General features: G+C 70.5%; 15 protein-coding genes. 8 read left to right on the top strand and 7 right to left on the bottom strand.

Annotation, left to right across the window (positions count from 1 at the left end; all coding sequences use genetic code 11):
* Window positions 1–74 precede the first annotated feature (74 nt).
* Together OC490_RS04405 and OC490_RS04400 are read left to right on the top strand one after the other, a co-directional pair.
* On the top strand, window positions 75–653 hold the full coding sequence (locus OC490_RS04405; protein WP_262056447.1) for a histidine phosphatase family protein: 579 nt from the start codon (window positions 75–77) through the stop codon (window positions 651–653).
* A 143-nt stretch (window positions 654–796) separates the two neighbouring features.
* Window positions 797–1531: a polysaccharide deacetylase family protein gene (locus OC490_RS04400; RefSeq protein WP_262056772.1), complete on the top strand. Its 735-nt coding sequence runs from the start codon at window positions 797–799 to the stop codon at window positions 1529–1531.
* Window positions 1532–1552: 21 nt separating this feature from the next.
* On the opposite strand, the gene OC490_RS04395 is transcribed toward OC490_RS04400, so the two are convergent.
* Both OC490_RS04395 and OC490_RS04390 read right to left on the bottom strand, forming a co-directional pair.
* Entirely contained in the window at window positions 1553–2767 is a 1215-nt protein-coding gene (locus OC490_RS04395; protein WP_262056446.1) for a cytochrome P450, read from the bottom strand.
* Between the two features lie 87 nt (window positions 2768–2854).
* The gene (locus tag OC490_RS04390; RefSeq protein WP_262056445.1) at window positions 2855–3868 is read right to left on the bottom strand and encodes a DUF2278 family protein; all 1014 of its coding nucleotides are present in this window, start codon (window positions 3866–3868) and stop codon (window positions 2855–2857) included.
* 114 nt (window positions 3869–3982) lie between these two features.
* Here OC490_RS04390 and OC490_RS04385 point away from each other — a divergent pair, with 114 nt between their 5' ends.
* Window positions 3983–4423: an SRPBCC family protein gene (locus tag OC490_RS04385; RefSeq protein ID WP_262056444.1), complete on the top strand. Its 441-nt coding sequence runs from the start codon at window positions 3983–3985 to the stop codon at window positions 4421–4423.
* Between the two features lie 4 nt (window positions 4424–4427).
* On the opposite strand, the gene OC490_RS04380 is transcribed toward OC490_RS04385, so the two are convergent.
* Window positions 4428–9245, bottom strand: coding sequence for a DNA/RNA helicase domain-containing protein (locus OC490_RS04380; protein WP_262056443.1), 4818 nt, complete (start codon window positions 9243–9245; stop codon window positions 4428–4430).
* A 91-nt stretch (window positions 9246–9336) separates the two neighbouring features.
* On the opposite strand from OC490_RS04380, the gene OC490_RS04375 reads away from it, so the two are divergent.
* From OC490_RS04375 to OC490_RS04360, 4 genes are read left to right on the top strand one after another with little or no spacing between them, the layout of a single operon-like run.
* Complete coding sequence (locus OC490_RS04375) at window positions 9337–10191, top strand: DUF4231 domain-containing protein (RefSeq protein WP_262056442.1); 855 nt, start codon at window positions 9337–9339, stop codon at window positions 10189–10191.
* 12 nt (window positions 10192–10203) lie between these two features.
* Window positions 10204–11493, top strand: coding sequence for a toll/interleukin-1 receptor domain-containing protein (locus OC490_RS04370; RefSeq protein WP_262056441.1), 1290 nt, complete (start codon window positions 10204–10206; stop codon window positions 11491–11493).
* Window positions 11490–12470, top strand: coding sequence for an AAA family ATPase (locus tag OC490_RS04365; RefSeq protein ID WP_262056440.1), 981 nt, complete (start codon window positions 11490–11492; stop codon window positions 12468–12470). Before OC490_RS04370 ends, OC490_RS04365 begins: the two co-directional genes overlap by 4 nt.
* 1 nt (window position 12471) lies before the next feature.
* The gene (locus tag OC490_RS04360; RefSeq protein WP_262056439.1) at window positions 12472–13593 is read left to right on the top strand and encodes a hypothetical protein; all 1122 of its coding nucleotides are present in this window, start codon (window positions 12472–12474) and stop codon (window positions 13591–13593) included.
* Here the strand turns inward: OC490_RS04360 and OC490_RS04355 are convergent.
* Entirely contained in the window at window positions 13501–14142 is a 642-nt protein-coding gene (locus OC490_RS04355) for a LysE family translocator (RefSeq protein WP_262056438.1), read from the bottom strand. The genes OC490_RS04360 and OC490_RS04355 overlap by 93 nt on opposite strands.
* 146 nt (window positions 14143–14288) lie before the next feature.
* Between OC490_RS04355 and OC490_RS04350 the strand changes: the two genes are divergently transcribed.
* A complete protein-coding gene (locus OC490_RS04350; protein ID WP_262056437.1) occupies window positions 14289–16448 on the top strand; it encodes a protein kinase domain-containing protein in 2160 nt (719 codons plus the stop codon).
* 10 nt (window positions 16449–16458) lie between these two features.
* On the opposite strand, the gene OC490_RS04345 is transcribed toward OC490_RS04350, so the two are convergent.
* From OC490_RS04345 to OC490_RS04335, 3 genes are all read right to left on the bottom strand, one after another.
* The gene (locus OC490_RS04345; RefSeq protein WP_262056436.1) at window positions 16459–17667 is read right to left on the bottom strand and encodes an XdhC family protein; all 1209 of its coding nucleotides are present in this window, start codon (window positions 17665–17667) and stop codon (window positions 16459–16461) included.
* A gap of 47 nt (window positions 17668–17714) precedes the next feature.
* Window positions 17715–19175: an NCS2 family permease gene (locus OC490_RS04340; RefSeq protein WP_262056435.1), complete on the bottom strand. Its 1461-nt coding sequence runs from the start codon at window positions 19173–19175 to the stop codon at window positions 17715–17717.
* Window positions 19176–19287: 112 nt separating this feature from the next.
* On the bottom strand, window positions 19288–21672 hold the full coding sequence (locus OC490_RS04335) for a xanthine dehydrogenase family protein molybdopterin-binding subunit (protein WP_262056434.1): 2385 nt from the start codon (window positions 21670–21672) through the stop codon (window positions 19288–19290).
* Window positions 21673–21674: the final 2 nt, after the last annotated feature.

Below are 21674 nucleotides of genomic sequence, written 5' to 3'. Positions count from 1 at the left end.
CTCCCGGCCGACCCCGCCCCTCAGCACAGCGGGACGATGTCCGTACACCCTGTCCGGAGAACTGGAGCGAGCGAGTGACCAGCCGCATCACCTTGATCTCACCGGCGATGAACCGGTCCCTGCGGGAGACCCGGTTCGACGACGGTGCCCCGCTCGACACGAGCGGTACGGCCCGCGCCGAGTCCGCCGCCGGCTCGCTCCGGGCGGCCGACCGGGTGCTGGTCTCCCCCACCGTTCGCTGCGAGGAGACCGCGTCCGCCCTCGGCCTCGCGGCCGTTCCCGAGCCGGAGTTGGCGGGTCTCGACATGGGCCGCTGGCGGGGTCTGACCCTCGACGAGGTGATGGCGCAGGAGCCGGACGCGGTGATGTCCTGGCTGACGGACACGGACGCGGCGCCCCACGGCGGCGAGTCGGTGCGGGCGCTGTGCGAGCGGGCGGCCGGGTGGCTGGAGGTGGCGGCGACGTTCGAGGGCAGGACCCTCGCGGTGGTCGAGCAGGAGCTCGTACGGGCCCTGGCGGTCACGATCCTCGGCGCGCCCGGGCCCGCTTTCTGGCGGCTCGACGTGCCTCCGCTGACCGCGACCGACCTCAGCGGACAGTCCGGGCGCTGGAACCTGCGGCTCGGGCGGGAGTTGGGGTCCGAGGGCCGCTGACGCGGGTACGGGGTCCCTTTCCCGGCCACCTCGATCAGCTATACACGCCGTATATAGTCGCTGTGTATAGTCTGGACATGCCATCTCTGAGCTCTCTGCGTAAGAAGAGGAAAAGAACGCGGGCCGGGTTGCGTGCCGTCGGCATGTTCGTGGCGGTCGTCTCGCTGGCCCTCGCGTCGAGCGGGTGCACCAAGCTCGACACGACCTCGCCCGCCGCCGCCCGGACGCATGCCGTGTCGGCGACCGCGCAGGCCCGGTTCGGGACGGTCGACTGCCGTGAGGCGAAGTGCATCGCGCTGACCTTCGACGCCGGTCCGAGCGAGCACTCGGCGCGGCTGCTCGACATCCTGAAGGAGAAGCAGGTCCCGGCGACCTTCTTCCTGCTCGGCAAGCGGCACATCGAGAAGTACCCCGAGCTGGTCAAGCGCATGGCGGCCGAGGGGCATGAGGTGGCCAGCCACACCTGGGACCACAAGATCCTGACCCGGATCACGCCCGCGCAGATACGCGGCGAACTGGAACGCACGGACGACGCGATAGAGCGGATCACCGGCAAGAAGCCGACGCTGATGCGTCCGCCGCAGGGCCGCACCGACGACACCGTGCACAAGATATGCCGTGAGCTGGGCCTCTCGGAGGTCCTGTGGAGCGTGACCGCCAAGGACTACGCGACCACCGACTCCGCGCTCATCACCAAGCGCGTCCTCGCCCAGGCCACCCGGGACGGGATCATCCTGCTGCACGACCTGTATCAGGGCACCGTGCCCGCCGTACCCGGCATCATCGACGCGTTGAAGGCACGCGGGTACGTGTTCGTGACCGTGCCACAGCTGCTGGCGCCCGGTAAGGCGGAGCCCGGGAAGGTGTACCGGCCCTGAGCCATTCAGGGCCCGCTCCTTTCACCACGTCAGGTGCAGGGCGTACGGGGAGCGGTGGATCATCGTGGGCCGCATGGTGACCGGACGGCCCTCCGTGAGCCGCAGACCGGGCAGCCGGCGGGTCAACTCCTCCAGGGTGAGCCGGAGTTGCTCCCGGGCGAGCTGGGAGCCCGGGCAACCGTGCACGCCGAGGCCGAAGGCGAGGTGACGGGCGGCCGGGGAGCGGGTGATGTCGAAGGTGTCGGCGCGCGGGTGGCGCCGTTCGTCCCGGTTGGCCGCGCCGAAGGCGACGAACAGCGTTGCCCCGGCGGGGAGTTCGGTTCCGGCGAGGACGACCGGCCGGGTGGTGATTCTGCGGAAGCCCTGCAGTGCGGTGTCGTAGCGGGCCGCCTCCTCGATCGCCGCGGGAATGCGCTCGGGCTCGGCGCACAGCAGCTCCCACTGGCGCGGGTGGCGGAGCAGATGCAGGACGGTGGTGCCGATGAGCGCTGTGGTGGTGAGGTGTCCGGCGATCAGCAAGTTCTGGAGATCGGCTACCAGTTGGTGCCGGTGGTCCAGGGTCAGCGGACCCTCTGCGACGGAGGCGACCAGCTCCGAACAGAGGTCCTCGCGGGGTCGGTCGTATCGCTCCCGTGCACACCGGTCGAGGGTGTGCTGCATCGCCACGACGTCCTCGGCCGCGGCGACCTGCTCGCTCTCCTCCAGGGGACGGAACAGCAACTCCTCGGCGCGGTGTCCGCCGTGGACGACTCCGGGCACGTCGGCGGGGTCGAGGCCGACGATCCTGCCGATCACCTCGCCGGGGAGCCTGCGGGCGTACGCCGACATCAGGTCGACCTGCCCGTCTTCGGCGAAGGCGTCCACGAGGGCGGCGGCGCGCTCGGCGGCGTAGGGCAGGACGGCCGTGACGCGGGCCGGGGAGAGGCCGCGGACGATGGGCGCGCGCAGTCGCTGGTGCTCCGCGCCGTCGGCGGTGACGACGACCGGCCGCCCGCCGAAGCCGCCGCCGAGGACGGCCAGCGCGGCGGGCGAGGGCAGCACGTCGGGCCGGAGCGCGACCGCCGAGGAGAACTCCTCGGGGCGGCGCAGGACTTCGCGGACGTCGGCGTCCCGGGCGATGAGCCAGGCGTCGAGTTCGGCAAGACGGGTGAGGCCCTCGGCCTGCCGGGCCCGGGTGTAGTACGGGTACGGGTCGCGCTGCAACTCGTCAAGTCCGGCAAGCAGTTCACGGTCCACGGGACACCCTCCGGCCGGTGGTGCGGTGCGGGTCGGGCTCATGGTGCCGTACGCGCACGCGGTGCGGAAGGGAGGTTCCGGGCAGCGTCAGAACACCACGGTCCAGCCCTCCCGCGCGGCCTGTTCGGCGGTGTACGAAACGCCGTGCACCTTAAGGCCATTGGCATCGAGGAGGGTGATCTCGCCGCCCTGGTTGCCGAGTTGGACGCCGTCCGTGAGCGGGACGAGGAGCGGGGCGCCGGCGGTGAGCGGGCCGGGGGCCGGTACCGCACAGGAGTTGCCCAGCCGGTCCCGGACGTGCCAGCCGGTCAGGTCGACGGGATCGGGCGAGGCGTTGAGGAGCGTGACGTTCTCCGACTCGGGTGCCGGACCACGGGGGTTGACCAGGGCCGCCACGATCCGGACGGGCTGCCCGCCGGGCTCGTTGCGCGAGGGATCGGTGCCCTCCAGGGTGTGGCCGGTGGTGTCGTCGGTGTGCCAGGACTGGCTCTGGAAGGCGAGGAAGATGCCCACCCAGCGCGACTGCGCCGGGAAGTGGATCAGGATGCCGCCGTCCTGCCAGACCCCGTCGTCGCCGCTGAAGCGGCGGCTGTTGCCCTGGTTCATGTGGATGTCGTGGACGCCGTTGCCGGGCAGGAAGCCGAACACCTTGTCCTTGACGGTCGGTTCGGGGCCGAAGCGCTCGCCGAAGACGTACAGCCGGGCGTCCGGGTCGTCGACCGCACGTCGTACGTAGTGGTCGAGGAGGTCGGCGAGGTCGTTGTCGGGACCGCTCGCGTCCGGCGGGAGCGTGCGCAGTTGCGCCGGGTCGAAGAGGTTGCCGCGCACGAAGTCGAGGTTCGGGCCGCCGGGTCCGGGCAGCAGGGTGTTCCAGCCGCTGGGCAGGCCCTCCAGGCGGGCTGTGACCGGGTGTTGGAAGTCCTCGCTGACGAGGTAGAGCAGCTCGGAGGGCTTCTCGGCGGACAGGACGTTGACGGCGGCGCGGTAGTGCGTGCCCGCGTCGTCCGTGAGGTGGATCTGATAGTGCGGTGTACCGGCGGCACCCTCGCGCCGGGTGTCCACCGCGCGTGTGATCAGTACGCCGTAGGCCTTCAGTGGCATGACGACCGACTCCCCCAGTGGTGTACGTCTGCGTGCCTATGAACTTCTGGGCCAAGGGTGTGAGCCCCCCGACGAAAGTACCGCCGACCGTGATGCGTTCTCTACGATCCCTGCATGGTCAACTTCCGTCTCGAACGCACGGCACCGCTCCCCCTTGAGGAGGCGTGGCGCCGGTTGACGGAGTGGCCGCGCCACGCCGAGGTGGTCCCGCTGACCCGGGTCAGCGTGCTCACCCCGCCGCCGACCGGTGAGGGCACGGTGTTCGTGGCGCGCTCCGGTCTCGGCCCGCTCGCCTTCGACGACCGTATGGAGGTCACCGTGTGGCGACCGCCGACGGACGACGAGCCGGGTCTCGTACGGCTGGAGAAGCGGGGGCGGGTGGTGCTCGGCTGGGCGGAGATCGAGGTGCGGCCGGGGCCGGGGGGCCGTAGCCGCGTGGTCTGGCAGGAGGAGCTGCGGGTGCGCTTCCTGCCACGGCTCTTCGACGGACCGCTGCGGTGGGCGGCACGGTCGATGTTCGGGCGGGCGGTGAACGGACTGCTGAGGCGGGCGTGACGCGTCACTGGCCGGCAGGACGGAAGAGGCCGGAGGCCGTCCCGGGTGCGAGGGCCCGCAGCGCCTGCCGGGTCTCCGGGTCCGCGGAGCAGAGGACGACGCCTCGCGCCGCGCGCGTGAGGAGGATGCGGTAGGCGTTTCTGATCAGTCGGTCGGCTTCCGCGTCCGGGAGCACCTTGGTCCTGAGCAGTGTGGATTGGTTCTCGGACCGTACGGTGATCCAGCGGCCGTCGCGATGCACGAAGTCGGGTCCCAGGAGGACACCGCACCAGTCGAACTCGAAGCCCGCCGCGCCATGGATGTTGCCCATCTGCTCGACTCCGGAGGCGTCCACGGCCCAGCGGCCCGGTGGGGTCGGTGACTGCCACGGCCGGCGCCACTCGCCCACAGTGACCTCGCCTCTGGTCTGGTCCGACGCCTCCTCGTCGGCAGGGACCGTCCACGGCCAGCACAGACCTGCCGTCATCCGCACCGAGTTGCCGTCCTCCAGCCGCGCCCGCAGAAAATCCTCCATCTCCTGCGGACTGTCGGCGGCCAACACGTCGTAGCGACCGTCCGGTTGCCAGGAAACGGCACCCTCGTCGGTCCCGCCCAGCAGGCCCGCGACCCACCGGGGGTACGCGGCACTGCCACCGAAACGGAGCGGCCCGCCCAGTTCCACGTGCACGGTCGGCAGTCCCTTGTCCCTCGCGGACTGCAGAATCCGCTCGGCGGATCCGACGTGGTTGCGGTCCCAGGTCGAAGTCTCGTCGACAAGGAAGACGGAGACGTCCGCCGAGTCCATCATGCGCTCGGTCTCCGGCTGGTCCGATCTCTCGGCCGGGGGAATGTATCGGCCGTTCGACCGGGCGCGGGCGAACTGCGCGTCGTCGCAGACGAGCAGCGGAAGCCTGGCAGTCGACGCGGAGCCATCGCCATCCGGTGGTACGACATGAAAGGGGAACCGAACCCAATCGGCGTTCCTCGCCCGGCCACTGCCCAGGGCCATCCGCAGTCGGCTCGCGAAGGCACGCAGTCCGGAGGCGTAAGTCGCGTCGGGGTGCGTCTGCCGGGCTTCAAAAAGCAGCATCAGGGCGAGGGCCGTCTTCCCCGTTCCCGCCGGTCCTGTCACCACGACGACCTGCCGTTCCGCACGTCGCAGCGCCGACATCGCATGGCCGAGGACGGCCGACTGACCGCCGAGTGCGGAGAAGGGCGGCTCTCTGTCGAAGCGTACGGCGGCGCTCAGCACGGTCTGCCGGGGAAGCAGGCGCCCGAAGAGCAGGCGGTCCGCCGCCAGCGCCGCAGGTATCGGTGCGAGGCGGGACTGCAGAAACTCCTGGAAGTCGTCCAGCTGGTCCCCCGTGAACAACGGCACGCCGGGTCCGTCCAACGGCTGAGGCATCCGGTCGACGTCCCTGTCGTGCGCCAGGGGCAGGAAGACCACCGAGGTCAACTTCTGGTAATTGCGGCTCAGGACGTCGTGCGTGGCGACGAGCTGTGCCCATCGACTCCGCGCCCGCTCCTGCGGGTTGACCTCCCAGCGGGTCGCTTTACTGCCGGGCCTGCACAACCGTGCGTCTCCGCGGTCCACCACCAGGGACCGCCAGCCCCGTAGTTCCACGACGACGTACGAGAGCTGTCCCGTCGACGGGTTCTCGCCCGCGAGCATCACGTCCGTCGGATCGTCGCCCGGCCCCGTGCACTGACCGATGAGCACCTCGACATCCCGGAGCCCGGCGTCGACAAGCGCCCGCGCCAGCACGCCCAGTCCGTTCCGCCACTGTCCCAACTCCCCTCGCGGCAAAGGGCCTTCTGGCGAGACGGCCCGCGCGTGGCGTACCTCCCGTTCGATCCGGGCCAGTACTTCGGGTGCGGCAAGCGTCCCCGCCGACACCCGGAAGCACCAGCCGGATCGGGTCTCCTCCAGACGGAGAACGTCGCCCGTGGTGCCGCCGTCCGGGACGGGCGGCGGGGGATCGGGAGCGGCAGCGAGCTCGTAGACATCACCGCGCGGTGTACGCAGCCGTACCGGCCCGTCCCCGACGCTCACGGTGCGAGCCTCGCCCGGCGACACCGTCACCGTACGGAACACGGGCTCCGTACCGCCCTCGTCGACCAGTACCTCGACCACGCGGGGATCCGTGTCCGGCACGAGGATCCCGGTGTCCTGCGCGGTTCCGGTGCCGGCGCCCAGGGTCAGGGTGTCCCGGCTCCTGGCGACGGTCAGTACCGCGTCCCCGACCGACTCGACGATGACCGAGACGTCGACGGCGGTCAGGTCGGTCGGTGCGGGCGCCTGTTCCAGGCCGGCGTCGGGGACCTGCTGTGCGGCGGCCGTCACCAGTTGCCAGGCACGGACACTCTCCCGCGCGGCTTCGGGCAGCCGGGACCAGGCACCGGACAGCCAGTCGGCGACCCCCTCGCGCCGCTCCTCCACCAGGGCACGCAGGGCGGGCGACAGCAGGTCACCAACGATCGCCTCGCCGTCACGGGAGCCCAACACACCTGTCACGTCCAGCCAGTTGAGCCGTTCCTCCACGCGCAGCGCGGGCGAGATGTGCTCGTGGACCTCCATCACGATCGCGCCGAGGTGATGGATCGGGTCGCCGGGCGCGGCGCTCGCGAGTCGTTCCGCGAGTTCGGCTCTCAGCACGGGCAGCAGCTCGGGACGCAGCGCCATGGCATGCGCCGTCCGTGCGGCCGTCCAGGCGCTGAACCAGAGGTCCGCCTCGTCGCCCACGTCCAGGAGGGGGAACACCCGCAGCCGTACGGCCCGGATCAACTCCGGTTCGATGCGGGTCGCGACGCTCAGGGCGACGGCCAACTCGCGTGCTCCTGGGGGTGGTTCGGGGAGTCTGCGGAGCGCGGAGGGCCACGCCGGGTGCGGTGGGAGCGAGTGACGCCGGGCGGCGGCCTGGGCTTCGGGCCCGGGGATCCGGACGAGGATGTCGAGGAAGGCCCGGTTCTCGGCACGGCTCAGCGCCGCGGGCTCGGGCAGGAGGGCCAGGACGGTCGGGCCGAGGGCCGCGAAGTCGGTCGCCTCGTCGGCACTGCGGGGTGGCAGGCAGCCGGCGATGCGGTCCATGACCGCTTGCCGGACAGACGGTTCGACCTCACTTGCCTCGGTGAGGCACATCGCGGCGAGCAGGTAGAGACGCAGAGCGGCGGAACGCTCGCGCTCGGCGTCGCCGAGTTGGAGGAGGTCCGTGAGGAGTTGACCGCGCTCACGCGGTCTGGCAAGCCCCACGGCGTTCAGGAGGACGTCCCGCCACTGGTCGTCGTTCACGTGCCGCCTCAGAAGCGGGAAGTCGGCCTCGACGACCAGGGCGCGCGCCGCGAGGAAGTCCTGAAAGGAGCGGTGAACAAACTCGACGGCCCCGAGCATGTCGCTTCGGAGGAGGCCCGTGCGCTCAAGGAGGTGAGCAAGGATCTCCTCCGGAACAAGACGAGTCGGCGGTCCCGGCAGGACGAGGTCGATCTGCCGCACCACATCGTCGTGCGCCATCCGGCTCATGCCGTTGCGAAGCATCCAGTGGGCCAAACGCCCCAGCAAGAGGAGTTGTTGGTCCTGCCCGAGGCCTCTCGACGCGAGCGTTACGATGCCTCGCTCCCCGTCCCGCCGGTGGAGCAACAGCTCCAGGAAACCCGAATAGAGAGACGTGCGGTCCCCGGGCAGCGCACCCGTACCTGCCGTGTTCAGGGAACACAACACGGCACACATCAGGGGATTGCTCGCCAGCTCCGTCAAGTCGGCCCGACTGCGCAGGAGTTCGAGGAGCGACTCTTCGTAGGCCGAATTCTCCTCCGTATCGACATCTGTCGCGAGCCTCGCGCGGTACCACGCCCGTACCAGGTTCTCCGCACCAGCCGCCGTCAGAGGAGGCAGGACCACGTCGGCGAAGTCCTGGACGCCGCGCTCAGGAACCGCCGTCGGACGGCAGCTCATGATCCATTGGTTGTCGCGATAGGTGTGGAGCATCTCGCCGAGCCAGTCAAAGAAACGTCGCTGCTCGTCGGCAGACACCTCGTCCAGCCCGTCCAGCAGAACGACGGCCCTCCCCTCACCGAGGACGCGTGCGGCCCAGCCGCGGGGCTGCTGTTCCGCGAGGGGGCATCCGATCGCCGAGAGGAACTCGTCCGGCGTCGGCATCCGTCCGCGTCGGATCACCGTACGCAGGGAGAAGAAGAACGGCACCAGGACGGCACTTCCGTCCGGCGTTCGCACGGCATTATCGGCAACCCGCATCGCGAGCCACTGAAGTGTCGTCGTCTTGCCGGAGCCCGCCTCGCCTCGCAGCACGGCTCGTTGCCGACTCATGAGCAACTGCTCGACCGACCCTACATAGGCGATTTCCAGCGGCAGTTCGTAGGATCTCTCCGCCGGGCCGAAACCATGGACGGTCAACTTCGCATATCTCGCAGCGACATAGGCCCTGTACCCCGCCTCGAACCCATCATCGGCTCGCCCGCCGAACTGACGCACAAGCGAGCAGAGCTCCGCGAGAAGCCGTCGGCCGTCGGTCTCCGCCGACAGGGCCAGTCGGCGGTCCGACACTCGCGTCCAGATCAGGTCGGCGACTTCGGAAGGGCTCTCGGTCCACCTCCGAGCGGACCCCGGCCTCCGCGCGATCTCAACGAGGGCATCGCCCAGCCTGTCGATCAGGGGGCTCAACTCTGTTCTCCGCGTGCCCAGTTCGCCGTTCACGGCAGCACGCCGCACCACACGTGCGGCACACCCGCGTGCCAGGTCCTCGTTCTCGACCGAGGGGTCGGCAGACACCATCTCCAGGTACGGCAGCACGTCGTCCAGTGCCACCAGCTCCCCCGAATTCCGCTCCACGCACCCGAGTATGTCCGAGTCTTTGCCTGCGGCCACGCCCGTCCGTCAGAATCCCCCCGTGGGGATTCTCGGGGGGAACACGTTGATATCCATGACCTGGCAGCGGCAGCGCGTCTGGTCGCATGCCGCCACGCGGCAGAAGAAGTCCGTCGCGCGCGCCCGTCTCCTCGCTCTGGGCCTCTCCATCGTCACGGCGATCTCCGGTACCGCCTCCGCCCAGACGATGGACGTCTCCGCCCCGCTCGGCCGTGGACTCGCCTTCGTCGCCGCGCTGGCCGGTGCGGCGACTCCGCTGGTCGCGGTGGGCTCCGGGCCGGGGCCGGCCGCGGAGTGGGTCCGGCTGCGGGCCATCTCGGAGGCGCTGAAGTCGGACACGTACCGCTATCTGGCCGGTGTCAGCCCCTTCCGCGGCCCCGACCGTGACGTCGTACTCCAGGACCGTCTCACCCGGCTCGAACGCGACGCGGCGGACCTGGTCCACCACACCAACGGCACGATCGCCGCGGACCGTCCGCTCCCCGATGTACGGGACGTCGCCGGCTACGCCGCTCGGCGCCCGCGCCAGCAGATGGACGAGTACTACGTCCCGCAGGCCCTGCGCATGCGCGAGCGCGTCGCCGTCGTCCGCCGGCTCGAAGTGTTCTTCAGCCTGTGCGGCGCGGCCCTCGGTGCGACGGCGGGTGCCTTCGCGATCGACCGGGCCGGGGTCTGGGTCGCGGTCTGCGCGACCATGGCCACCGCCGTGACCGCTCATGGGGCAGCCTCGAAGTACGGCTACCAGGAACTCGAATACACGCGTACGGCGAACGAGTTGAGGGTGTTGCTGATGGGCCGTACCAATCTGTCGGCGCCCACCGAGGCCGACGAGGACGCGTTCGTCGCCGCATGCGAGGACATCATCTCGGTGCAGAACGACGCCTGGATGGTGAAGTGGACGACGGCGTAAGGCGCGCACGACATGATCGACGTGTTCATCAGTCACAGCTCGAAGGGCGATCGGCTGGCCGGGGCGGTCCGCGGGCGGATCGTGGGCGGCCTCAGCGCCATGAACTACCGGGTCAAGGTGGACACCGTGGCCCTGCGCAGGGGCCGGGAGTGGTGTCTTCAGCTGATGCGGTGGATGGCCGACTGCCATGCGGCCGTCGTCCTGTTGAACGAAGCGGCGCTCGAATCGGACTGGGTACGCCGTGAGGTCAACATCCTGATGTGGAGACGCGCCCTGTGGCCGTCCCTGCGCGTTCTTCCCGTCCTGATCGGGAATGTGACGACGGATCAGCTGAAGAAGGCCGGCTTCGGTGACATCCTCCCCCTGGAGTTCGTCCGCCTGCCGCGTGAGGACGGCGAGGACGACGCGGAGTACGCCCGGAAGCTCAGCGTGGCCGTGCTCGCCGAGTTCGCCGACCTGCCCGCCGTAGGACTCGAAACCGATCACATGCGCAACTGGATCGAGGATGTCGCGGCGTTGCTGGACATGTCCGACTCCCCCGACACCTTGCGGGCCACGGGGCGGGCGCTGGGCATCGAGGAGCAGGATCTGTACCTGTTGGACGCGCACGCCGGCGCGGGGCAGTTCCTCGCCCATCACCTGCTGGCCACGGCTTCCGTCACGAGGCTCAGACAGGCCGTGCACGAGATCGCACGGAAGCGGCGGCTGAGCCGTGACGATCTCGCCTCGCTCATCACACTCCTCACGCCTGCCTGGATCGACGGTGAGGCGGCCCGGCGGCTGCTGCCTCCCGACGGGCTGGCCGTCAAACGTCTCGTGGCGCTGAACGCGCGGGGCGCCGACACCGCCGGGCAGTACGTGGATCGCGCCATGTGCCGACAGATCATGTACTACCGCTTCCACACCGCCGGCGGCATCCCGGTGGGTGAGGACGCCCTGGACGACCTGGCCGGTCAGTGTGTGGAGGCCGTACGCCAGGTCCTGGTCGCCCCGCCCTGGCAGGATCACCGCAACTTCCGGCCGCGCGAGAACTTCCTGCACTGCCTGATCCTCAACGTCCGTGAGGTACGGCCGCGGTTGGTCGAGGAACTCGTGACCCGGCTGCACCAACTGTTCCCGTGGCTGCTGATCGTGCTGCTGTCCGACGAGTGCGATCCGAGCCGGGCCAGGCTCGCGCCGCGGCTCAAGGACCTCGTGATCCTGCCCGACCTCACCGAGGCCGAGGAAAGTCTGGGCTACCAGCTCACCCACGAGCTGCGGGGCCTGCCCGACCGTCTGAAAGGCCTGGAGGCCAGCGCATGAGCGGTGAAGATCCGACCCTCGAACCGCGAAGTTCGCGCGCGCCCGACCTGCGGGCCGACTCCGTCTACATCATGTCCGAGCGGATCGATCTCGCCGTGAAGGTCGCGCTGGCCACGGGACGGCCACTGCTGCTGCGCGGGGAACCCGGTTCCGGCAAATCGTCTTTGGCGCCCTACATCGCCCAGGTCCGCGGCTGGCGCTACTACGAGCACGTGGTCACTTCGCGTACGGCCGGAAAGGACCTGCTGTGGACGTACGACCATGTGCGCCGGCTCAGCGACGCGCAGGTACGCGCGGCCGGAGCGGGACGCGACGCGTACGCACCAGAAGCGGCCGTCGAACTCCGGGACGAGGACTATGTGACTCCGGGCTCGCTGTGGTGGGCGTTCGATCCCGGGTCGGCGGCCGGCGACGGTAACGGGCGCCGGCGCGTCGACCCCTTCTGGGAGCTCAACGTGCTTCGCTCGCCGGACGGTTCCGTCGTCCTGATCGACGAGATCGACAAGGCAGACCCGGACATGCCCAACAGCCTTCTGGTTCCGCTGGGTTCGGAATGGTTCCTGGTGCAGGAGACCGGACAGGTGATCCGCCGGGAGCCGACCGCCCCCGGAGGCGGACATCTCGTGATCATCACCACCAACGAGGAGCGGGAACTCCCCCAGGCATTCCTCCGCCGCTGTGTGGTCCTTGCCCTGGAGGCACCGAACGGGCGGCGTCTGATGCGCATCGCCGAGGCCCATTTCCACCTGGTCTACGGGGCGTTCACACCGGATGACCGGTCCCTCGCCGAGGAACTCGCCGAGGCCCTGCTGACCACGCGCGCCCAGGCCCGGGACAAGGGCATGCGTCCGCCCAACACCGCCGAGTTCCTCGACGCACTCCACGCCTGCAAACAACTCGCGATCGACACCGGGGACCCGCGCTGGGAGCAGCTCAAGGAGCTCACTCTCCTCAAGTCCCAGCAGCCGGAGGCCTGAGGTGGCGCCCTCGCGACCTCCCGGCATCTGGTTCGGGGACCTTGCCCGGGCGGTCGGCGCCGTCGGTGCCTCGGATCCGGAGACCCTGCGTGCCGTCGCCGGCCTGCTCGGGTTGACCCCCGTGGGAGAAACGGGCCGAACCATCCCGCAGGACGGCGAGGCCGAGGAGCAGCAGCCCCAACTCCCTTATGCAGACCCGCCGTCCGACGGTGATACGGGCACCTCGGACGTCCCGCTCCACCGTCGTACGTCCCCGGTCACCGACCTCACGTCGTCCGGCGAGGGTCCGCAACTTCTCACGCCCGTGGCCCGCGAGCCGCGGACACCGACCGTGTGGGCCACCCCGTCGCTGCCGCCCGCGTCACGCGCCGCACATCCGGCGCCGCACCGCCCCCTCCTGGCGCCCCGCTCGGCGCGCGCGATCATCCAGGCCGCGGTGTCGCGCCACGAGGCGGACCGGGACGTGGACATCGAGCGGGCCGTGGCCCGGCTCGCCAAGGGCTTGCCCCTGCGCACCCTGCCGCGACTGCCCGCGCCGACGCTCCGCTTCGGGGCGCAGGTGCTGGTGGACCGCGGGCCGGGCATGCAGCCCTTCCACCGCGACCAGGACGAACTCTCCGCCCTCATCGCCGGCACCGTCGGCCGGGAGGCCACGGAGGTGCTCCATTTCGAGGACTCCCCGCTCCGCGGTACGGGGCTGGAAGCCCGTTGGACGTGGCGCGAGTACGCCCCTCCGCCGCCCGGGACCCGAGTGCTCATCCTCAGCGACCTCGGCATCGGCGGCCCCCCGCACCCCTCCCTGGGCGGTCGCGCCGCGTGGGAACGCTTCTTCTCGCTGCTCGCCCAAGCGCGGTGCACGGCCGTCGTGTTCGTGCCGTATCCCCCACCGCGTTGGCCCGGCTGGGCCCCCCGCCTGGTCCGTATGGTGCCCTGGGACCGCACCACCACGGTCGGCTGGGTCCGGATGCACTCAGGCCCGGCCGCCCGAAGCCGCCCCTACGTTCGTCAGGCCGACGCCCTCGTCCGGGGCTCAGTCCTTGCGCCCGGTGACCGCCACCGTCACGCCCAGCCCGATCATCGTCAGCCCGCCCACCCCGCCGACCGCGGACAGCCGCCCTGGTGACCGTGCGAACCAGTCGCGGGCGGTCGCGGCGACCAGCCCCCACACGCTGTCCGAGGCCACGGCGATGAGGTTGAAGACCAGGCCGAGCAGCAGCATCTGGGCCGTCACGTGGCCGTGTTCGCGGTCCACGAACTGGGGCAGTACGGCGGCGAAGAACACGATCGTCTTGGGGTTGGCGACCCCGACGGCGAAGCCCTCCCAGAGGGTGCGCAGGGCGCTGTGCGGGGGCGCGTCCTCGCTGGTGAACGCGGCCCGCAGCGAACCGCGTTGGCGCCAGGCCTTCACTCCGAGGTAGATCAGGTAGGCGGCGCCGGCGAGCTTGAGTGCGGTGAAGACGAGCACCGAGCGTTCCACCAGCGAGCCGACGCCGAGGGCGACCGCCACGACGAGGAGGTAGGCGCCGAGCGTGTTGCCCAGCACGGTGGTCAGCGCGGCGCGGCGGCCGTGGGCCAGCGCCCGGCCGATCACGAACAGCACGCTGGGGCCGGGCACCACGATCAGCAGGAAGGACAGGGCCGCGAAGGCGAGCAGTCGGTCGGTGGACACCATGTGCCCATGGAAGGTGGGACCGCCCCTGGCTCGCAACCCATTTCCCGCTCCCCCGGCGGCAGTGTCCGGTGACAGGTGCGCACGCTTTAGTGTGATGGTACTGAACGGCCTTTGTGGGCACGGGAATCAGGAAAGGTGACCGGCCGATGTCGCTGCACCGCGGGGATGCGGAGTCCGTGGGCGGCTATGTGCTGGGAGACCGGCTCGGCAGCGGCGGGATGGGCGTCGTGTATCTCGGGCGGTCGGCCTCGGGGCGGCAGGTCGCGGTCAAGGTCGTGCACGCGCAGTACGCGCAGGACGAGGAGTTCCGGGCCCGGTTCCGGCAGGAGATCGCCGCCGTCCGCCGGGTGAGCGGTGCCTTCACCGCGCCCGTCGTGGACGCCGACCCCGATGCCGAGGTCCCGTGGATGGCGACGCTCTATGTGCCGGGCCGCACGCTCGCCGAAGTCGTCGAGAAGGACGGCCCGTTGGGCGGCCGGGCGCTGCGCACCCTGGCGCTCGGTCTGGTCGAGGCGCTGCGGGACATCCACCAGGCCGGTGTCGTGCACCGGGACTTGAAGCCGAGCAATGTGCTGCTCGCCGAGGACGGCCCCCGGGTCATCGACTTCGGGATCTCGCGCGCCGCCGACAACCAGACCCTCACCATGACGGGGCGGCTGATCGGCACTCCGCCGTTCATGTCCCCGGAGCAGTTCGCGGCGCCCCGGGACGTCACCGCCGCTTCCGACGTCTTCTCGCTGGGCTCGCTGCTGGTGTACGCGGCCTCCGGCAACCGGCCCTTCGACGGCGCCAGCCCGTACCTGACGGGTTATCAAGTCATGCACGAGCAGCCCCGGTTGGACGGTGTGCCGGAGCCGTTGCGGAGCATCGCCGAGCGCTGCCTGCACAAGGAGGCACGGGCCCGGCCCCAACTCACCGAACTCCAGGGCATGTTGCTGGCCCTGTCCGAGTCCAGCACGCCGGTGGACCTGCCGGGAGGCGCACGCCCCGGCCCCGGCACTCCCGCGACCGCGACCGCGACCGTGCGGGACGGCGGACGACATCCGCGCCGGGCCCGGCGGCTCGTCATCACGCTCGCCGTCGCAGTCGCCGTCGCAGTCGCGGGTCTCGGCCTCACGGCCCTGCATCGGATGTCGAACAGCGACACGGGCGCGAGCGCGTCAGCCGCGCCCTCGGCCGCCGTGGCGCTGCCCGCCGGCTGGCGGCCGTGGCGGGCGAGTCTGCTCACGGCCAAGACGGGCGACCCCCTGGACGAGCTGGAGTCGGGCTGTGTGGCGGGCGGCGACGCCCTCGTCTACTGCGCCGGTACCGGCTTCACGGTCACCGCGCTCGACACGGCCTCCGGCCGGGTCGCCTGGCGGTCGGGCACCAGTCCGGAGACCTCGCGCCCCATCGGCGTCCAGGACGGCCGCGTCTTCACCTACGTGAAGCCGGACTCGGCCCAGACCTTCGTCACCCGGCGCCTGGTCGCCCTGGACGCCAAGACCGGCACCCGACTGTGGGAGCACCCGGTCAGCGAGGACCGGAACGCCGTCCTGTTCGACGGCGGAATCCTGGCGATGGACGAGAACGCGACGAAGTTCGTCGCCTACGACACGACGGGCGACCGGCTGTGGACCGCACCGGCGAAGTCGACGGCCGGGGACGCCTGCACCACGGCAGTGCTGGACGGCACCCCCTACGGCCTGTGCACACCGGCGGACGATCCCACCAAGGGCGGGGTCACCCTGCTGCATCTGAATCCGGCGGACGGCACGTCCAAGGAGATCGCCCAACTGCCCACGGGGGCCGAGCCGTTGGGTGTGACCGACGAGCGGCTGGTGTTCGCGGTGCCGAAGCTGGCGGCGGGCTCCTTCGGCAGCGGCGAGGACCAGCCGTACACCACCCTGGAAGAGGTGGACCCCGCCGACGGGGGCCGGCGGGTCCCGCTGCCGGGCGCGGCGCGCGGCACACCCACCTTCCTCAAGGGCGTCATCTACTTCGTCCGCCCGAACGGCACGGTCACCGCCGTGCGCGCGAGCGACGGCAAGCAGCTGTGGCAGCGGGCGACGGAGATCGAGAACCTGTCGGCGCCGGTGCTCTCGACGAAGTCCGACACCCTTTGTTTCACCAACCGGTTCGGCCGGCTGCTGGCCCTGAACGCGCGCACCGGCACGGTCCGTTGGCGCACTTCGGCGCTCCAGAACCCCGGTGACTCCACGGACGACACCGTCCCGTACGCCCTGCTCGTCAAGGACGCCCTGGTGGCGGTGGCGGGCGACACGGCCTTCTCCGTACGCACGGACCGGCCCGTCCTGCCGCGCTGACAGCGGGAGTTCAGGCCACCGAACCGATCCGCCGGGCGGGCAGCGAGGTCGCGTCGTGGTGGATCGGGGTGTGCGCGCCGGTGAGTGAAATGCCGCTGCCGCCACGTCTGTTGGCGACGATCTCGGAGGCGATCGACAGGGCCGTCTCCTCCGGTGTCCGGGCACCGAGGTCGAGTCCGATCGGGGACCTCAGTCGCGCCAACTCCAGTTCCGTGACGCCGACTTCGCGAAGCCGCTCGTTGCGGTCGAGGTGGGTGCGGCGGGAGCCCATCGCGCCGACGTACGCCACCGGGAGGCGCAGGGCGAGTCGCAGCAGCGGTACGTCGAACTTGGCGTCGTGGGTGAGGACGCACAGGACGGTACGGGCGTCGACGTCGGTGCGCTCCAGGTACTTGTGCGGCCACTCGACGACGATCTCGTCGGCGTCGGGGAAGCGGGTCCTGGTGGCGAAGACGGGGCGGGCGTCGCACACCGTCACGCGGTAGCCGAGGAACTTGCCGATGCGGACCAGTGCGGAGGCGAAGTCGATCGCGCCGAACACGATCATCCGGGGCGGCGGCACCGAGGACTCGACCAGGACGGTGAGCGGGGCCCCGCAGCGGGAGCCCTGCTCGCCGATCTCGACGGTGCCGGTGCGGCCCGCGTCCAGGTGGGCAGCGGCCTCGGCGGCGACCGTGCGGTCCAGTTCGGGGTGGGCACCGAAGCCGCCGTCGTAGTCGTGGGAGTACGAGTCGTGGGAGTACGAGTCGCGGGAGTACGAGTCGCGGGAGTACGAGTCGTCGGGGCGTACGGCGAGGGCGCGGCCGAGGAGTTCGGCCGGGCCGGAGACGATCCGGGCCAGCGCCGTCGCCGCCCCGCTCGCGGCGGCGGACAGCGCGGCGGCGATCGTCGGACGGGCGGGGTCTTCCGCCCGTACCGGTGTCACGAGGATGTCGATGACTCCGCCGCAGGTGAGGCCCACGGCGAAGGCGTCCTCGTCGCTGTAGCCGAAGCGCTCCAGGACGGTTTCGCCGTCGGTGAGGGCCTGTTGGCACAGGTCGTAGACCGCGCCTTCCACGCAGCCCCCGGAGACCGAGCCGATCGCCGTGCCGTCGGCGTCCACCGCGAGGGCGGCGCCCGGCTGGCGCGGGGCGCTGCCGCCGACGGCCACCACGGTGGCGACGGCGAAGTCGCGGCCCTGCTCGACCCACCGGTGCAGCTCTTCGGCGATGTCCAGCATCTCGGTCTCCTAACGGGGTTGCGGGGAAGGGGTGTTGGGGGCCGCGGCTAGTGCACGCCGAGCCAGCCCTCGATCGGGTGGAGGGCGAAGTACACGAGGAAGATGACGGTCAGGCCCCACATGAAGGCACCGATCTCGCGCGCCTTGCCCTGGGCGCTCTTGATGGCGACGTACGAGATGACGCCGGCGGAGACGCCCGCGGTGATGCTGTACGTGAACGGCATCACAACCACCGTCAGGAACACGGGAATTGCGGTGGCGCGGTCGGCCCAGTCCACGTGCCGTGCGTTCATCAGCATCATCGAGCCGATGACGACCAGGGCGGCGGACGCGACCTCCTGCGGGACGATCGCGGTGAGCGGGGTGAAGAACAGGCAGGCGGCGAAGAAGAGTCCGGTGACGACCGAGGCGAGGCCCGTTCGCGCGCCCTCCCCGACTCCCGTCGCCGACTCGATGAAGACGGTCTGGCCGGAGCCGCCCGCCACTCCGCCGATCGCGCCGCCGGCGCCGTCGATGAACAGCGCCTTGGACAGACCGGGCATCCGGCCCTTGGCGTCGGCGAGTTGGGCCTCCGTGCCGACGCCGATGATGGTGGCCATCGCGTCGAAGAAGCCGGCCAGGACGAGCGTGAACACGATCATGCCGACCGTCATCGCGCCGACCTTGCCCCAACCGCCGAACTCCACATGGCCGAAGAGCGAGAAGTCGGGCATCGAGACCGCGCTGCCGTGCAGTTCGGGGGCGGCACCGCTCGCCCACTGCTTGGGGTCGATGACCCCGGCGGAGTTGAGGATCGCGGCGACGACCGTGCCGGTGACGATGCCGATGAGGATGGCGCCGGGCAGGTTGCGGGCCTGGAGCATGAAGATCAGGAGCAGGGTGCCGGCGAACAACAGGACGGGCCAGCCCGCGAGTTCACCCGCCGGGCCGAGGGTGACCGGCGTTGCCTTGCCTTGGTGCACGAAGCCCGACTTGTAGAAGCCGATGAGGGCGATGAACAGGCCGATGCCCATCGTGATGCCGTGTTTCAGGGCGAGCGGTATCGCGTTCATGATCATCTCGCGCAGCCCGGTGACGACGAGCAGCATGATGACCACGCCGTACATCACGCACATGCCCATCGCCTGCGGCCACGTCATCTGCGGGGCGACCTGCGAGGAGAGCACCCCGGAGACGGAGAGTCCGGCGGCGAGGGCCAGTGGCACCTTGCCGACGAAGCCCATCAGGAGCGTGGTGAGGGCCGCCGCGAACGCGGTCGCGGTGATCAGGCCCTTCTGGCCGAGCGTGTCCCCTGCCACGTCCTTGCCGGACAGGATCAGGGGGTTGAGCAGCAGGATGTACGCCATCGCCATGAAGGTGGTGACTCCGCCGCGCACCTCGCGCGCGACGGTCGATCCCCGTTTCGAGATGTGGAAGTAACGGTCGAGCCAGGACCGGCCGGCCGGGACGCGGGTTCCTTCACCCGCGTCTTCGGTGGCGGTCCTGGGTTCCACTGACTGCTGGGTCATGGGGCCATCTCCCAAGGTTCACAGGGGCACCCGCCATCCGCCTTCGGCGGTGCGCGGGATTTGGGATGGACGACCCGGGGGACGGCCCGAGACGAACAAGGGGACCCGGAGGTCACATACCGGTGAGGTGCTCCGGGCGTACCGGTGTCCTGTTCAGTTCCAGCCCGGTCGCGTTCCGAATCGCCGCCAGTACGGCGGGAGTCGACGACAGGGTGGGTGCCTCGCCGATGCCGCGCAGCCCGTACGGGGCGTGCTCGTCGGCGAGTTCGAGCACATCGACCGGAATGGTCGGCGTGTCGAGGATGGTGGGGATGAGGTAGTCCGTGAAGGAGGGGTTGCGCACCTTCGCGGTCTTCGGGTCGACGATGATCTCCTCCATGACCGCGATGCCGAGACCCTGGGTCGTACCGCCCTGGATCTGGCCGATGACGGACAGCGGGTTGAGCGCCTTGCCGACGTCCTGCGCGCAGGCCAGCTCGATGACCTTCACCAGGCCGAGTTCGGTGTCGACCTCGACGACGGCGCGGTGCGCGGCGAAGGTGTACTGGACGTGGCCGAAGCCCTGTCCGGTACGGAGGTCGAAGGCCTCGGTGGGGCGGTGGCGCCACTCGGCCTCGATCTCCACGGCCTCGCCTTCGAGGACGTCCACCAGATCGGCGAGGACCTCACCGGCGTCGGTGACGACCTTGCCGCCCTCCAGGAGGAGTTCGGCGGTGGCCCAGGCCGGGTGGTAGGTGCCGAGCTTGCGGCGGCCCATCTCCAGGACCTTCTCGCGGACCAGCTCGCAGGAGTTCTTGACGGCGCCGCCGGTGACGTACGTCTGCCGGGACGCGGAGGTCGAACCGGCGCTGCCCACCTGGGTGTCCGCCGGGTTGATGGTCACCTGGGTGACGCCCAGTTCGGTGCGGGCGATCTGCGCGTGGACGGTGACCCCGCCCTGGCCGACCTCCGCCATCGCGGTGTGCACGACGGCGACGGGCTCACCGCCGACAACTTCCAGGCGGACCTTGGCCGTTGAGTAGTCGTCGAAGCCCTCGGAGAAGCCGACGTTCTTGATGCCGACCGCGTAGCCGACCCCTCGTACGACGCCTTCGCCGTGCGTGGTGTTGGAGAGACCGCCGGGCAACTGCCGTACGTCGGCGGCCTCTCCGGCGGCGAGCCACTGCTGCTCGGGCGGCATGGGCATCGCCTTGACGCGGCGCAGGAGTTCGGCGACGGGCGCCGGGGAGTCGACGACCTGGCCGGTCGGCATGACCGTGCCCTGCTCCATCGCGTTGAGCTGACGGAACGCGACCCGGTCCATGCCCACCTTGTCGGCGAGCTTGTCCATCTGGGCCTCGTAGGCGAAGCACGCCTGGACCGCGCCGAAGCCGCGCATCGCGCCGCAGGGCGGGTTGTTGGTGTAGAGCGCGATGGCCTCGATGTCGACGTTGTCGATGACGTACGGTCCGGCACCGAGCGAGGACGCGTTTCCCACGACCGCCGGGGAGGCGGACGCGTAGGCGCCGCCGTCCAGGACGATGCGGGCCTTGAGGTGGGTGAGCCTGCCGTCCTTCGTCGCGCCGTGCTCGTAGTGGAGCTTGGCGGGGTGGCGGTGGACGTGTCCGAAGAAGGACTCGAAGCGGTTGTAGACGATCTTCACGGGTTTGCCGGTGCGCAGGGCCAGCAGACAGGCGTGGATCTGCATCGACAGATCCTCGCGCCCGCCGAACGCGCCGCCGACACCGGAGAGCGTCATGCGGACCTTGTCCTCGGGCAGGCCGAGCACGGGCGCGATCTGGCGCAGGTCGGAGTGCAGCCACTGGGTGGCGATGTAGAGGTCGACACCGCCGTCCTCGGCGGGTACGGCGAGCCCGGACTCGGGGCCGAGAAACGCCTGGTCCTGCATGCCGAAGGTGTACTCGCCCTCGACGACGAAGTCGGCGCGCTCGCGGGCGGATTCGACGTCTCCGCGGACGATCGGCTGGCGGTGGACGATGTTCGGGTGCGGGACATGGCCGATGTGGTGGTCGTCGCGGCCCTCGTGGACGAGGATCGCGTCCGGCGCGGTCGCGGACAACTCGTCGGTGATGACCGGGAGTTCGCGGTACTCGACCTTGATCTTCGCGGCTGCGCGGCGGGCGGTCTCCGGGTGGTCGGCGGCGACGATCGCGACGGGCTCGCCGTGGTGGCGGACCTTGCCGTGCGCGAGGACCGGGGTGTCCTGGATCTCCAGGCCGTAGTTCTTCACGTCGGTCGGCAGGTCGTCGTAGGTCATGACGGCGTAGACGCCCGGGGTCTTCAGCGCCTCGACGGTGTCGATGGAGACGATCTCGGCGTGCGCGACCGGGGAGCGCAGGATCTGGCCCCAGAGCATGTCCTCGTGCCACATGTCGGAGGAGTACGCGAACTCTCCGGTGACCTTGAGGGTGCCGTCCGGGCGGAGCGTGGACTCGCCGATGCCGCCCTTGGTCTTCGAGCGCTGGGTGAGGTTCGTGGGAGTGCCGGTGGTGCCCATCG

Source organism: Streptomyces sp. STR69 (assembly GCF_024519455.1).
In the GTDB taxonomy this organism is placed as follows: Bacteria; Actinomycetota; Actinomycetes; order Streptomycetales; family Streptomycetaceae; genus Streptomyces.
This window is presented reverse-complemented; position numbering and strand designations above follow the sequence as displayed.

Bases quoted from the DNA above. Each gene is read 5' to 3' on its own strand.
- OC490_RS04400 (WP_262056772.1), top strand. From the start codon at position 797: ATGTTCGTGGCGGTCGTCTCGCTGGCCCTCGCGTCGAGCGGGTGCACC.
- OC490_RS04390 (WP_262056445.1), bottom strand. From the start codon at position 3,868: ATGCCACTGAAGGCCTACGGCGTACTGATCACACGCGCGGTGGACACC.
- OC490_RS04385 (WP_262056444.1), top strand. From the start codon at position 3,983: ATGGTCAACTTCCGTCTCGAACGCACGGCACCGCTCCCCCTTGAGGAG.
- OC490_RS04375 (WP_262056442.1), top strand. From the start codon at position 9,337: ATGACCTGGCAGCGGCAGCGCGTCTGGTCGCATGCCGCCACGCGGCAG.
- OC490_RS04370 (WP_262056441.1), top strand. From the start codon at position 10,204: ATGATCGACGTGTTCATCAGTCACAGCTCGAAGGGCGATCGGCTGGCC.
- OC490_RS04365 (WP_262056440.1), top strand. From the start codon at position 11,490: ATGAGCGGTGAAGATCCGACCCTCGAACCGCGAAGTTCGCGCGCGCCC.
- OC490_RS04355 (WP_262056438.1), bottom strand. From the start codon at position 14,142: ATGGTGTCCACCGACCGACTGCTCGCCTTCGCGGCCCTGTCCTTCCTG.
- OC490_RS04350 (WP_262056437.1), top strand. From the start codon at position 14,289: ATGTCGCTGCACCGCGGGGATGCGGAGTCCGTGGGCGGCTATGTGCTG.
- OC490_RS04345 (WP_262056436.1), bottom strand. From the start codon at position 17,667: ATGCTGGACATCGCCGAAGAGCTGCACCGGTGGGTCGAGCAGGGCCGC.
- OC490_RS04340 (WP_262056435.1), bottom strand. From the start codon at position 19,175: ATGACCCAGCAGTCAGTGGAACCCAGGACCGCCACCGAAGACGCGGGT.
- OC490_RS04335 (WP_262056434.1), bottom strand. From the start codon at position 21,672: ATGGGCACCACCGGCACTCCCACGAACCTCACCCAGCGCTCGAAGACC.